We start from the raw sequence: 13,128 nt of genomic DNA on the forward strand, positions 1-13,128 counted from the left end.
GGAGGCTCCGGGGCCGGCCGGGACCACGATGGGGCCGGCCGGACCCGGAGCTCCGCGGGACTACTGCTGCAGCCCCGGGTAGAGCGGGAACGCCTCGGTCAGGGCCTCGACGCGCGAGCGGAGCGCCGCGACATCCGCCGACGGCTGCAGCGCCAGCGCGATGATGTCGGCGACCTCGGCGAACTCGGCGTCGCCGAAGCCGCGCGTCGCGAGCGCGGGCGTGCCGATGCGCAGGCCGGACGTCACCATCGGCGGACGCGGGTCGAACGGCACCGCGTTGCGGTTCACGGTGATGCCGACCTCGTGCAGGCGGTCCTCCGCCTGCTGGCCGTCGAGCTCCGACGTGCGGAGGTCGGCGAGCACGAGGTGCACGTCGGTGCCGCCCGTGAGCACGTCGACGCCCGCGGCGCGGGAGTCGTCGGCGGTGAGGCGCGACGCGAGCAGCTTCGCACCCGAGATGGTGCGCGCCTGGCGGTCCTTGAACTCCTCGGAGGCCGCGATCTTGAACGCGGTCGCCTTGGCGGCGATCACGTGCATCAGCGGCCCGCCCTGCTGGCCGGGGAACACGTTCGAGTTGAGCTTCTTCGCCAGCTCGGTGTCGCGCGAGACGATGAGGCCCGAGCGGGGGCCGCCGATGGTCTTGTGCACGGTGGTCGAGACGACGTCGGCGTGCGGCACGGGCGACGGGTGCAGGCCTGCGGCGACGAGTCCGGCGAAGTGGGCCATGTCGACCCAGAGCTTCGCGCCGACCTCGTCGGCGATCTCGCGGAACGCGGCGAAGTCGAGGTGGCGCGGGTACGCCGACCAGCCCGCGATGATGACCTGCGGCTTGGTCTCCTTGGCCTTGTCGCGCAGCGCGTCCATGTCGACGAGGAACGTCTCGGGGTTGACGCCGTACGACACGGCGTTGTAGAGCTTGCCCGAGAAGTTCAGCTTCATGCCGTGCGTGAGGTGGCCGCCGTGCGCGAGCTCGAGGCCGAGGATCGTGTCGCCGGGCGTCGCGATCGCCGACAGCACGGCCGCGTTCGCGGTCGCACCCGAGTGGGGCTGCACGTTGGCGTACTCGGCGCCGAACAGCGACTTGGCGCGCTCGATGGCGAGCGACTCGGCGACATCCACGTACTCGCAGCCGCCGTAGTAGCGGCGGCCCGGGTAGCCCTCGGCGTACTTGTTGGTGAGCACCGAGCCCTGCGACTGCAGGACCGACACCGGCACGAAGTTCTCGCTCGCGATCATCTCGAGCGTGTGGCGCTGGCGGTTCAGCTCCTGCTCGAGCACCTCGGCGATCTCGGGGTCGACCTCGGCGAGCGGCTTGTTGAAGACGGAGTCGGCGCCGGCGGCGGTGCCGGGCGCGACGGTGGAGAGTGATTCGGCCAAGACTGGCTCCTTCGAAGATGACATGCGGACCTGCGGAAATCGCCTCGTGCGCGACTCGCGCCCCGAGGCTTCGCGTACCGGCCCAGGCGTGCGGTCGGTCCGTGCCAGTCGCTCCCCGATGGTCACCCATCTCAACGCCAGTCGCGACGCTCGCAAGCATACCAACGGATGCCGCGACCGCACGCCGTGCGTCATCCGCCGACGCGCGCAGCGGGATAACGTGAGCGGGTGAGCTCCCCGCGCGTCGACGTGATCCACTCCGCCCGCCTCGTCTCCGGGGGCGACGTCGTGCCCGAGGCCTGGGTGCGGTTCGACGGCGACCGGGTCGCCGCACGCGGCGTCGGCGACGGATGGCGCGACGGCCTCCCCCGCGACGGCGCCGCCGGCGGGGGCGTGACCGTGACGGATGCCGCGGGTCGGTGGCTCGTACCCGGGTTCATCGACCTGCACTGCCACGGCGGGGGCGGCGCCGCCGCCGACGACGGCGAGGACGCGATCCGCACGGTGCTCGCGACGCATCGCGCGCACGGTACGACCCGCAGTGTCGTGTCGCTCGTGACGGCCGGCATCGACGAGCTCGAGGGCCGCCTCGGGGCGATCACCCGCGTCGCGGCATCCGACCCGCTCGTGCTCGGCTCGCACCTCGAGGGCCCGTTCCTCGACCACGACTTCCGCGGGGCCCACGACCCGGCGCGCCTGCGGCGGGCCGATGCGGCATCCGTCGACCGGCTGCTGGACGCGGCCGCGGGCACGCTGCGGCAGATCACGATCGCGCCCGAGCACGACGGGGCGAGCGAGGCGACGGCGCGGTTCGTCGATGCGGGGGTCGCCGTCGCGGTCGGCCACACCGGCGCGGACTTCGCGACGGCCCTCGCGGCATTCGAGGCGGGCGCGAGCATCCTCACGCATGCGTTCAACGGCATGCGCGGCATCCACCACCGCGCGCCGGGTCCTGTGGTCGCGGCCATGCACGCCGACCACGTCACGCTCGAGGTCATCAACGACGGCGTGCACGTGCATCCCGACGTCGTGCGCCTCGCGTTCGCGGGGGCGGCGGGCCGGGTGGCGCTCGTGACGGATGCCATGGCGGCGACCGGATCGGCGGACGGCCGGTACGTGCTCGGGTCGCTCGAGGTCGACGTGGTCGACGGCATCGCGCGCCTGGCCGAGGGCGGGGCGATCGCCGGCTCGACGCTGACGCAGGATGCCGCGCTCCGCCGCGCCGTGCTCGAGTGCGGCATCGGCCTCGCGGACGCGGTGACCGCCCTTACCGAGACGCCCGCGGCCGCCGTCGGCCGCGCGCACGACCTCGGCCGGCTCGACGCGGGATACGCCGCCGACGCGGTGCTGCTCGACGACGACCTCGCCGTGACCGCGGTCTGGGGCGCGGGCGCGCGACTGGGCTGATCCCCGCGATGCGGCGGCGCGCGCGTCGGTCGGCTTCGGGCCGGGGCGGAGGCCTGCTCCCCTTCGTCTCCGCTCGCCCGGCCCGCGTATCGAACCCGCGCCTCGTTCCCCCGATGCGGGTCGTGCCGACCGCGGCCGGCCCGAACTCCGGCCGCGATCTCATCCTGCCTCCCGGAACCCGTGAGCCCGCTGGGAGCATTCCGTGATCTGGCCGAGGAGGCCGGTTCGGGGTGTATCGGCCCCTAGGCCGAGGGCGTGATCGAGCCCGTCGCCGCGGCGACGCGCGCGCGCCCGGCCGCCGCGCGCGTCGACGACACGACGACGATCACGGATGCCGCGACGAGCATGACGGCGTACGCGAGCGGCACCGCACCCACGCCGAACGCACCGAACAGCAGCCCGCCGAGGAGCGCGCCGCCGCCGATGCCGATGTTGAACGCGGTCGTGTAGAGGGCGCTGGCCGCGTCACGTCGCTCGGGCGGGGCGGCCTGGAGCAGGCGCGTCTGCAGCAGCGGCGGCACCGCGCCGAACGCGAAGCCCCACGCGGTGTAGGCGATGACGGCCGGCCACAGGCCGGGCTCGGCGGCCATCACGACCAAGGCGATGGCGATCGCGGTCATCGCGACCACGAGGGCGCGCACGCTGTTGCGGGCGATCGGACTGCCCGCGACCACGAGGCCCGCGGCGCCGGCGAGCCCCGACGCGAACAGCAGCGGGGCGACCGCCTCGGGCGCGGCGCCGACGACGTCGGTGAGGATCGGCGCGACGTAGGTGAGAGCGGCGTACTGGCCGATCATCACGACCGCCGTGACGACGCACACCGCGAGCACGGCCGCCATGCCGCCGGCCTCCGAGACGCGGATCGCGGCCGTGGAGCCGGTCGCCGGACGGATCGCGGCCGGCGCCGCGGCATCCGTCGGCAGCACCGCACGCACCACCAGCGCGCCTGCCAGGGTGAGCACGCCCACGAGCACGAACACCGGCCGCCAGCCGAGCGCCTGCCCGAGCGCGGTCGAGATCGGCACGCCCGCGATGAGGGCGATCGTGCCGCCGCCGAGCACCGTCGACACGGCGCGGCCGAGCTGACCGTGGGCCACGAGGCGGGCCGGGTAGGCGCCGACGAGCGCCCAGAACACGCCGTGGGCGACGCCGCCGAGCACGCGCACGGCGACGAGCATCCAGTACTCGGGCACGAGCGCGCTCGCGATGCTCGTGAGTCCGAGCAGGACGAGCACGGCCGTGAGCAGCGTGCGCCGCGGCATCCGTCGGGTGAGGGCGGTGAGCGGGGCGGACGTCACGACGACCGCGAACGCGAAGACCGAGACGAGCAGGCCCACGAGCGGCTCGCCGACGCCGAGGTCGGCGCTCATCTCGGGGAGCAGGCCCATCGGGATCATCTCGATGGTGATGGACAGGAACACCGCCGAGGCGAGCGCGATGAGCGGCTTCCACGGCAGGGCTGCGGTGGGGGTCGCGGCGACGCGCGACGATGAGGTGATCGGCATGAGGTTCATCCGACGGCGTTCCCCGCTCGCGGCGATGCCTGCGGCGGGTCGACTACGCGCTCACGTGCGCGCCCGGGGCCGGCGGTGACCGCACGACCGCGAGCATTCTACCGCGTGGCGTCCGTGCGTCGGCTGAACGCCCGAAACGTCGCGCGACCGCCGGGTACGCTGTCCGGATGATCACGGATGCCACCGAGACCGCGGATGCCACGGGCACGCACCTGAACCACTGGGTCGTCACGCTGAGCTGCACCGACGGGCCCGGGATCGTCCACGCGGTGAGCGGCGCGATCGTCGCCGCGCGCGGGAACATCACCGAGAGCCAGCAGTTCGCGAGCCACGACACCGGCCGGTTCTTCATGCGCGTGCAGGTGGAGTCGCCTGCCGACCGGGCCGAGCTCGAAGCCGCCCTCGCGCCCGTGCGGGAGCGCTGGCAGATGGACCTGCACCTCGACGAGGTGGGCCGGCCGCTGCGCACCCTCGTGCTCGCGTCGACCGCCGGGCACTGCGTCAACGACCTGCTCTTCCGCCAGCGCGCGGGCCAGTTGCCCGTCGAGATCCCGCTCGTGCTCTCGAACCACGGCACGCTGCGCGACCTGGTCGACTTCTACGGCGTGCCGTTCGAGTCCGAGGCGGTCGTCTCGCCCGAGACGAAGGCGGCGTTCGAGCGCCGGATCCTCGACGCGGTCGAGGAGCACGACATCGAGCTCGTCGTGCTCGCCCGCTACATGCAGATCCTCTCCCCCGAGCTCTGCGACGCGCTCGCCGGCCGGTGCATCAACATCCACCATTCGTTCCTGCCCGGCTTCAAGGGCGCGAACCCGTACCGCCAGGCGCACGCCCGCGGCGTGAAGCTCATCGGCGCGACCGCGCACTTCGTCACGAGCGACCTCGACGAGGGCCCGATCATCGAGCAGAACGTCGTGCGCGTGGACCATTCGCGCTCGGTCGCCGAACTCGTCGCGATCGGCCAGGACGAGGAGAGCCGCACGCTCTCGCAGGCCGTGAAGTGGTTCGCCGAGCGGCGCGTGCTGCTCGACGGGCAGCGCACCGTCATCTTCCGCTGAGGCGCGCGGGTCTCGGTACGCGCCTTCGGCGCTACCCGACCACCGGCCGCAGCCGGCGCCGTCGGTTCAGCGGAACTCGCGGCGGCCGTTGATGACGCCGCTGACCGCGGCGACCACCGCGAACACGACCGCGATCACCGGCTGGCCCATGACCCACCACGCGATCGCCGCGCTCGAGAACACGGCGATCTCCACGAGCGCCTTCACGAACGGGTCGACGCGGAACACGGCCTTCGGCGACCGGAACAGGGCCCACAGCAGGATCGCGGCGAGCGGCAGGCCGATGCCGAGCAGCACGCCCGGCCACGGCAGCTCGAACGCGACGAACCCGAAGATGCCGAGGGTCACGATCGCGAAGACCTCGAGCAGGAACCGCAGCAGGTCGTTGAAGCCCACCTGGGGCGTGTCGGGCGTGGCGTCGTTCACGAGGTTCAAGCCTAACCGCGGTGACGGATGCCGCGGCATCCGTCACCGTGACCCCCTCAGCCGACCGGCGTCGGCATCCGCGGGACGTCGGACACGGCGGGCCCGTCATCGGCGTGCGACGCCTCGGCATCGGTCTCGGCGCCGCCCGCGGTGCGGAAGTGCCCGACGAGCGTGAGCGCGAGGCCGCCGACCGCCCAGGCCCAGAGGACGAGCCAGGGGAACGTCGCGTCGGCCGCCGGGAAGTACGACAGGTCCCGCAGCAGCGTGGCTGCGGCGCCCGGCGGGAACCACTGGCCGATCGCACCCCACGGCGCCGGCAGGAACTCGACCGGGATCGCGGCCGCCGAGATCGGGTTCGCCACGAGCAGGAAGGTGAGCGCGCCGAGCGCGATGCCGGCCCGACCGAGGAGCGCGACGAACCCGGTGATCGGCGCGGCGATCGCCGTGAGCGCGAGAGCGATGGCGGCGCTGTTCACCCAGAAGTCGCCCTGCAGCGCGCCGAACCATCCCTGCAGGATGCCGGTGAGCAGCAGCCCCGCACCGACGGCGTACACGAGCACGGCCGTCATCCGGCGGACGGCGCCGATGACGGCGAATGAGATCGCGATGCCGCCGAGCATGCCGCCGATGACGATCGGGAACATCGCCGCGGTGAGGCCCGTGCCGCGCGGGTCGGTGTCGGCGAGCGGCACGACGTCGGTCACGGCGACGGTGACTTCGGGCAGCTCCGGCGGCGCAGGTGCTGCGGGAGGGGCCGCGGGTGCCTGGCCGGACGCCTGGGCCTGCGCGGCCTGCAGCGCCGCGGCAACCGCCTGCTGCAGCGCCTCTTGGATACGGCTCGGAAGCTCCTCGCGCAGTCGTGCGTCGATGCCCTGCTGGAGTTCGGCGGCGACGCCGCGCAGCGTCTGGGCGACGACCGGGCTCGCGGCCGAGGCGACGAGCACCTCGGGAGCGTCGGTCGGCGTCTCGCCGAGGACGACCGCTCCGTACGCGTTGCGGCGTTCGATCGCATCGACCGCCGCGTCGCGGTCGTCGACCCGTTCGAACTCGACGGCGCCGTCGGACTGCTCCGCGACGCGGCTCTGGACCTGGTCGACCGCCGCGTCGGTCCCGGCGATCGCGACGGGAAGGTCCTTCGGCTCGGCGGCGACGGAGGGCCACGCGAAGGCCAGGACGATCAGCCCGACGACGAGCGCGAGTGCCCCACCGATGCCGATCGCCCGGGCGAAGGAGGTCACTGCGTGAGGTGCGGTGTTCGATTCCATGACGACTCCGTAACTAAAACGAATGTTCGTTCTTTATAATGCTCTCGAATGCGTAGGATCGTCAAGCGGATGATCCGCATCGAGGGAAGGGACGCGATGCCGAAGGTGACGGAGGCCTACCGCGAGGCCAGGCGCACCGAGATCGCCGATGCGGCGCTGCGGTGCTTCGCCGAGAAGGGCTTCCGCGGCACCTCGATGGCCGACATCATCGCCGCGTCCGGGCTGTCCGCCGGTGCGATCTACGGCCACTACGCCAGCAAGGAGGAGCTCTTCGTGGCGGCCGCGCAGCACGTCCTGTCCGCACGCACGGTCGAGCTCGAGGAACTCCGGGCCGAGCACGGCCCGCTCGCACCCGGCGAGATCATGGCCGCCCTCATCGACGGCATGCGCCAGGAGGTGATCACGCCGAACCTCTTCCTCCAGGTGTGGGCCGAGGCGGCGATCGATCCGTCGCTGCGCGAGATGGTGCACCGGTTCCTCGCGCCCGCGCGGCAGATGCTCCGCGGCCTCGTGGCCGAGTGGGCTGCGGCGCACCCCGACATCGCCGGCGCGGAGCCGGAGGCCTACGCGCGGCGCGTCGTCCCGGTGCTCATGGGTCTCGCGCCCGGCTTCATGGTGCAGCGGGCGATCCTCGCCGACTTCGACGAGGAGGCCTACCTCGCCACCGTCAGCGCCCTGATCCCCCGTTAGCCCGCATCCGGCCGGTGCGCCGCCCGGGGATCCGGGCGACCTTCCGGGCGGCGGCTCCGGTGGGCCCGGCATCCGTCATCCGACGTACTCGTCAGATGCCCTGCCAGTCGGGCTTGTTCGCCCACGCGTGCCGGTAGTAGTCGGCGTGCTCGAGTTCGGCGGCGGCGGCCTCGTCGACGATCACGGTCGCGTGCGGGTGCAGCTGGATGGCCGAGCCGGGCCGGCTCGCCGAGACCGGGCCCTCGACCGCGTCGGCGAGCGCGCGCGCCTTCGCCGCCCCGAACGCGAGCAGCACGAGGTGCCGCGCCCGGAGGATCGTGCCGATGCCCTGGGTGATGCAGTGCACGGGCACGTCGTCGGGCGAGTCGAAGAAGCGCGCGTTGTCGGCGCGGGTCTGCTCGGTGAGCGTCTTCACGCGCGTGGGCGAGGCGAGTGAGGAGCCGGGCTCGTTGAACCCGATGTGCCCGGTCCGGCCGATGCCGAGGATCTGCAGGTCGACGCCGCCGGCGTCGGCGATCGCGCGTTCGTAGTCGTCGGCCGCCGTGCGGATCGTCTCGGGGTCGCCGTTCGGCACGTGCACGAGCGACGGCGTGAGGCCGAGCGGCTCCACCACCTCGCGCGTGATGACCGCGCGGTACGACTCGGGGTGCCCGGGCGGCAGTCCCACGTACTCGTCGAGCGCGAACCCGCGCACGCGCGACACGTCGAGGCCGTCGTCGCGCAGGCGCCGCGCGAGCGCCCGATAGGTCGACAGGGGCGTCGACCCGGTCGCGAGCCCCAGCACCGCGTCGGGTCGCGAGCGCACGAGGTCGACGAGCGCGGATGCCGCGAGCTCGCCCGCCTCCTCCTCCGAACCGACGATCACGACCTCGGCCATGCGGGCACCTCCTCCTGGATCGCGGGCGTGCGGAGCGCTTCGGCTCCGCCGGATGGCGCCGGCTCGTCGCCGACGAGTGCGGCGCCGACGGCCGCGGCGGGGAAGCCGCGCGGGATGACCCGCACGCGGGACGCGAGGTCGAGCGAGGCGAGGAACGGCGACGAGGCCGTCCAGTCGGCGAGCACGCGCCGCGTGCCCACGAGCAGGCGGTCGCCGAGCGCGGCGAGCCCGCCGCCGATGACGATGTCGTCGACGTCGGTCGTGAGCGCGAGCAGCCGCACCGCCGATGCGACGCCGGTGAGGAACCGGTCGCGCACGGCGACCGCGGCGGCGTCGCGGGCGTCGGCCCGGTCGAAGAGCTCGAGGCTCGGATGCTTGTGCTCGCTCGGCCACATCGCGGCGAGCGCGGACCCCGACGCGACGGTCTCGAGGCAGCCGCGCTGGCCGCACGGGCAGGCCGCGCCGGCCGGGTCGACGGGGATGTGACCGATCTCGCCCGCGACGCCGCGGCGGCCGCGGAGCAGGTGCCCGTCGAGGACGATGCCCGCGGCGAGCCCGGTGCCGAGGTTGAGGTAGGCCATCGAGTGCGCCCGCTGCCCGTCGGCGAGGCCCAGCAGGTGGTGGGCGCCGAGCGCGGCGGCGTTCACGTCGTTCTCGACGCGCACGTCGACGCCGAGGCGGTCGGCCAGGCGCGGGCCCAGGTCGAGGCCCTCGAGGCCCAGGTTGACGGCGTGCGCGACGCGGCCCGTCGCGCTGTCGACCGAGCCGGGGATGCCGATGCCGATGGAGCGGAACGCGTGCGCGTCGACGCCCGCGAGCTGCGACATCCGCTCGACCGTGCGCAGCGCCGTCTCGACGACCGCATCGGCGCCGAACCCCGTGGGCATGCGCACCTGGTCGCTGAGGGCGCCGTCGTCGCCGATCGCGACGGCCGCGGTCTTCGTGCCGCCGATGTCGATGCCGAGCCTCACGAGGCCTCCGCCGGCGTCGTGCGCAGGGCACCGTCGATGCGCTCGGCGAACGCCTCGGCGACCGACCGCGACGCACCGAACGTCGCGACGTCGGCGAGCGCGAGGTCGTCGCTCGGCCAGCCCAGGTCGGCGGTCACCACGTCGTCGCGCACCGCGCGCAGGCGCTCGATCGCGTCGACGGCGAACGGATGGCGGTGCAGGTCCTTGCCCACGACGAGCACGGGCCCGGCGAGGCCGGTCGGGTCGGCGAGCGGCGTCGACGCGTCGACCGGCACGATCGCGGCATCCGTCAGCCAAGCCGGCGCCGGGCGGCTCGGGTCGGGAGCGGCGACGAGGGCGAACGGCCCCCACGGCACCTCGCCCACGGCGATGTTCGCCGCCGTGTCGATGCGCACGACGGTGCCGAGGCGCCCCGCACCCGCGAGGCGCTCGAGGGCGCCGGGCGCCTCGTGGAACGACGACGCGATGCGGGCGCCGAGGTCGGCGGGCAGGGCGGCGCTCGTGTCGGCTTCTGCCTCGGCGTCGGGCGCCGGTGCGAGCGCCCGGACGCGGGCCGCGGCATCCGTCACCCGTTCGGCCGGCAGGCGGCCCGCCTCGATCGCGTCCTCGATCGCCGCGACGATCTCGGCGAGCTGGTCGGCGGTGTTGCCCGTGCCGATGCACAGGAGGTCGCAGCCGGCGGCGAGTGCGCGCACGGCCGCCTCGGGGATGCCGTGCACGCCGCTCGCCCCGGCCATGTCGAGCGCGTCGGAGACGATGACGCCCTCGAAGCCCAGCTCCCCGCGGAGCAGGCCGTGCAGGATGCGGGGAGACAGGGTGGCGGGCTGCTCCGCGTCGAGCTGCGGCAGCAGGATGTGGGAGGTCATGATCGTGCGCGTGCCGGCCGCGATCGCCGCGCGGAACGGTGCCAGCTCGCGCTCGCGGAGCCGCTCGAGCGGCAGGTCGACGACGGGCAGCGCCAGGTGCGAGTCGGTCGCGGTGTCGCCATGACCCGGGAAGTGCTTGGCGCTCGCGGCGATGCCCGTCGACTGCACGCCCTCGATCCACGCGGCGGTGTGCCGGGCGACGAGGCCCGGCGTCGCACCGAAGCTGCGAACGCCGATCACCGGGTTCAGCGGATTCGAGTTGATGTCGGCGTCGGGCGCGAACGTCATGGTGCACCCGACCTCGACGAGGGCGGCGCCCACGGCGCGGCCGATCTCGCGCGTCAGCGACTCGTCGTCGATGCGGCCGAGCACGGCGTTGCCCGGGTACGGCGCACCACGGTCGGCGAAGAGCCGGGTGACGTCGCCGCCCTCCTCGTCGATGGCGACGACGGCGTTCGGGTTCGCGCCGCGCAGGCTCGCCGTCAGCTGGCGGAGCCGGCCGGGCGTGCGCACGTTCGTGGCGAACAGGCACACTCCCCCGAGCCCTTCGGCGAGCAGGCCGAGCAGCCACTCGGGCGCCCTCGGCCCCGTGAACCCGGGCAGCAGCGTGGTCAGGATGTCGCGGCGCAGGTCGCCGATCGCGGCATCCGTCGTCATGGTGCTCACCCCTTCACCGCCCCGCTCACGAGGCCGCTCGTCATGCGTCCCTGCACGATCAGGAAGAACACGATCACGGGGATCGCCATGAGCGTCGAGCCCGCCATGATCGCCGCCCAGTTCGTGGTGCCGTTGGCGACGAGGAAGGTGCGCAGCCACACCGGCAGGGTCATCATCTCGGGTCTCGCGTTCAGCACGAGCGCGATCACGAACTCGTTCCACGCCTGGATGAAGCCGAACACGCCCGTCGCCACGAGGCCCGGGGCGAGCAGCGGGAACGTGACCCGCCAGAAGGCGCCGGAACGAGAGCATCCGTCGATCATCGCAGCTTCCTCGAGCTCGGCGGGGACGCCGTTCACGAAACCCCGCAGGGTCCAGATCGTGAACGGCAGCACCGTGGCGACGTACACGATCGTGAGGCCGATGAGGGTGTTCAGCAGCTGCCATCCGTCGATGACGCGGAAGATCGAGACGATCATCGCCTCGCCGGGGATCATCTGCACGACGAGGATCACGATGATGAACGTCCGGCGGCTCTTGAACCGGAAGCGGGTGACCGCGAGGGCCGCGAGGAACGCGAAGATCAGCGCGACCGCGACGGTCGTGAGCGTCACGATGAGCGAGTTCAGGGCGGCGGGGGCGAACGGCGTGCGACCCGGGTCGAAGAGCACCGTCGCGTAGTTGCGCAGCGTGAAGTTGTCGGGCCAGAAGTGGATGTCGGCGCCGCGGATCTCGTTGTTCGGCTGGAACGACGTGTTCACCATCCAGTAGACGGGGAACGCGAACAGCGCGAAGAGCACGACCGAGAGGGCGCTCCAGCCGATGGTCGACGGGCGGATGCGGCGGCGCCGGGGCGCGGCGGCCCGACCGGCGGGGCGGCCGGACGCGGCCGGCTGCGTCCCGGGTGCGACGAGGGCGCTCACAGCTCCTCCTCCTTGACGGTCTGACGCACGTAGTAGAGCGAGATGGACATGAGGATGATCGCGGTGATGACGGCGATCGCGCCGCCGGTGCCGAAGTCGCCGCCGGCGATCGACACCTGGTAGATGTACACGCCGAGCGTGTTCGTCTGCTCGCGGATGCCGCCGATGTCCTGCAGCGCGAAGATCTGGGTGAACACCTTCAGGTCCCAGATGATCTGCAGAATCGTCGTGATGAGGAAGATCGGCTTGAGGTACGGGAACACGATGAGCCGAAAACGGCTGAACCCGCCCGCCCCGTCGAGCTGCGCGGCTTCGAGCACCTCGTCGGGCACCTGCGTGAGCCCGGCGTAGAGGGCGAACGCGACGAACGGCACCGCGCCCCAGACGATGATGACGCCCGCGACGAGGAAGAAGCTCAGGGGCTCGATGAGCCACGAGTGCTGCGTGTACTGCTCGAGGCCGAACGCGTTCACCAGCACGGAGTTGACGACGCCGTAGTCGGTGTCGAACATCCAGCCCCACACGATCGTCGCCGACAGCGGCGGCATCGCCCACGCGAGCAGCAGCCCGAGCGAGAGCAGCAGGCGGAAGCCCTTCGGCAGCCGCTGCAGGAGCAGGGCGATGAGGGTGCCGAGCAGCATCGTGATGACGACGCACGCCGCGGCGAACACGAGGCTGCGGCCGAGCACGGCGTAGAAGGCGGGATCGGTGAGGACCGACACGTAGTTGTCGAACCACACCCACTCGGGCGGGGCGCCGAAGACCTGCGCCCGGCCGAACTCCTGCATCGACGTGACGAGCAGCTGGACGAGGGGCCAGCCGACGATCGCGGCGAGCACGATCGAGGCCGGCACGAGGAGGGCGTACGGGGTGAGTCCGCCCGTGGGCCGACGACGCCGGGGCGATCGCCGGGGCGCGGGCTGCGGCGCGACGAGCCGTTCGCCGTCGACCGAGCTGACGACCGGGGGCGGGCCGCTGTCGGTGGTGGTCATGGGGTTCTCCTGCAGTCGACGGATGCCGCGGGCGGGGCCCGCTCATGGTTCCGGGCCGGCAGCGTGTGTGGGCGGCTGCCGGCCCGGGGCCTGGAGGACGGGTGC

The 13,128-nt window shown here is 73.1% G+C and carries 12 protein-coding genes and 1 riboswitch; of the genes, 3 read left to right on the forward strand and 9 right to left on the reverse strand.

The features are described from left to right. Positions 1–60 precede the first annotated feature (60 nt). Positions 61–1,377, reverse strand: coding sequence for a serine hydroxymethyltransferase (gene glyA, locus RH861_RS10315; RefSeq protein ID WP_310520917.1), 1,317 nt, complete (start codon positions 1,375–1,377; stop codon positions 61–63). 73 nt (positions 1,378–1,450) lie between these two features. Then, positions 1,451–1,532: riboswitch (ZMP/ZTP riboswitch) on the reverse strand. Positions 1,533–1,605: 73 nt separating this feature from the next. Between glyA and RH861_RS10320 the strand changes: the two genes are divergently transcribed. Then, positions 1,606–2,784: an N-acetylglucosamine-6-phosphate deacetylase gene (locus tag RH861_RS10320; RefSeq protein ID WP_310520918.1), complete on the forward strand. Its 1,179-nt coding sequence runs from the start codon at positions 1,606–1,608 to the stop codon at positions 2,782–2,784. 242 nt (positions 2,785–3,026) lie between these two features. Here the strand turns inward: RH861_RS10320 and RH861_RS10325 are convergent, their stop codons facing one another. Beyond that, positions 3,027–4,289 carry an MFS transporter gene (locus tag RH861_RS10325; RefSeq protein ID WP_310520919.1) on the reverse strand — a complete coding sequence of 421 codons (1,263 nt, stop codon included), beginning with the start codon at positions 4,287–4,289 and terminating at the stop codon, positions 3,027–3,029. Positions 4,290–4,465: 176 nt separating this feature from the next. On the opposite strand from RH861_RS10325, the gene purU reads away from it, so the two are divergent. Next, the gene (gene purU, locus RH861_RS10330; RefSeq protein WP_248599198.1) at positions 4,466–5,356 is read left to right on the forward strand and encodes a formyltetrahydrofolate deformylase; all 891 of its coding nucleotides are present in this window, start codon (positions 4,466–4,468) and stop codon (positions 5,354–5,356) included. A 66-nt stretch (positions 5,357–5,422) separates the two neighbouring features. On the opposite strand, the gene RH861_RS10335 is transcribed toward purU, so the two are convergent. Together RH861_RS10335 and RH861_RS10340 are read right to left on the reverse strand one after the other, a co-directional pair. Beyond that, positions 5,423–5,782 (reverse strand): YrdB family protein, encoded by a 360-nt coding sequence (locus RH861_RS10335; protein ID WP_231878485.1) that lies wholly within the window; start codon positions 5,780–5,782, stop codon positions 5,423–5,425. Positions 5,783–5,838: 56 nt separating this feature from the next. Continuing rightward, the gene (locus RH861_RS10340) at positions 5,839–7,047 is read right to left on the reverse strand and encodes a hypothetical protein (RefSeq protein WP_310520920.1); all 1,209 of its coding nucleotides are present in this window, start codon (positions 7,045–7,047) and stop codon (positions 5,839–5,841) included. A gap of 48 nt (positions 7,048–7,095) precedes the next feature. Between RH861_RS10340 and RH861_RS10345 the strand changes: the two genes are divergently transcribed. After that, the gene (locus tag RH861_RS10345) at positions 7,096–7,737 is read left to right on the forward strand and encodes a TetR/AcrR family transcriptional regulator (RefSeq protein ID WP_310520921.1); all 642 of its coding nucleotides are present in this window, start codon (positions 7,096–7,098) and stop codon (positions 7,735–7,737) included. A 91-nt stretch (positions 7,738–7,828) separates the two neighbouring features. Here RH861_RS10345 and nagB read toward each other — a convergent pair whose 3' ends face one another. From nagB to RH861_RS10370, 5 genes are read right to left on the reverse strand one after another with little or no spacing between them, the layout of a single operon-like run. After that, positions 7,829–8,614, reverse strand: a complete 786-nt coding sequence (gene nagB, locus RH861_RS10350) for a glucosamine-6-phosphate deaminase (protein ID WP_310520922.1) — start codon at positions 8,612–8,614, stop codon at positions 7,829–7,831. Next, the gene (locus tag RH861_RS10355; protein ID WP_310520923.1) at positions 8,599–9,585 is read right to left on the reverse strand and encodes an ROK family protein; all 987 of its coding nucleotides are present in this window, start codon (positions 9,583–9,585) and stop codon (positions 8,599–8,601) included. Before RH861_RS10355 ends, nagB begins: the two co-directional genes overlap by 16 nt. After that, positions 9,582–11,108: a glycoside hydrolase family 3 protein gene (locus RH861_RS10360; RefSeq protein WP_310520924.1), complete on the reverse strand. Its 1,527-nt coding sequence runs from the start codon at positions 11,106–11,108 to the stop codon at positions 9,582–9,584. Before RH861_RS10360 ends, RH861_RS10355 begins: the two co-directional genes overlap by 4 nt. A gap of 5 nt (positions 11,109–11,113) precedes the next feature. After that, complete coding sequence (locus RH861_RS10365) at positions 11,114–12,031, reverse strand: carbohydrate ABC transporter permease (RefSeq protein WP_374760976.1); 918 nt, start codon at positions 12,029–12,031, stop codon at positions 11,114–11,116. Further along, the gene (locus tag RH861_RS10370; RefSeq protein ID WP_310520925.1) at positions 12,028–13,023 is read right to left on the reverse strand and encodes a carbohydrate ABC transporter permease; all 996 of its coding nucleotides are present in this window, start codon (positions 13,021–13,023) and stop codon (positions 12,028–12,030) included. Before RH861_RS10370 ends, RH861_RS10365 begins: the two co-directional genes overlap by 4 nt. Positions 13,024–13,128 lie beyond the last annotated feature (105 nt).

It is taken from the genome of Agromyces indicus (assembly GCF_031432295.1).
In the GTDB taxonomy this organism is placed as follows: Bacteria; Actinomycetota; Actinomycetes; order Actinomycetales; family Microbacteriaceae; genus Agromyces; species Agromyces indicus.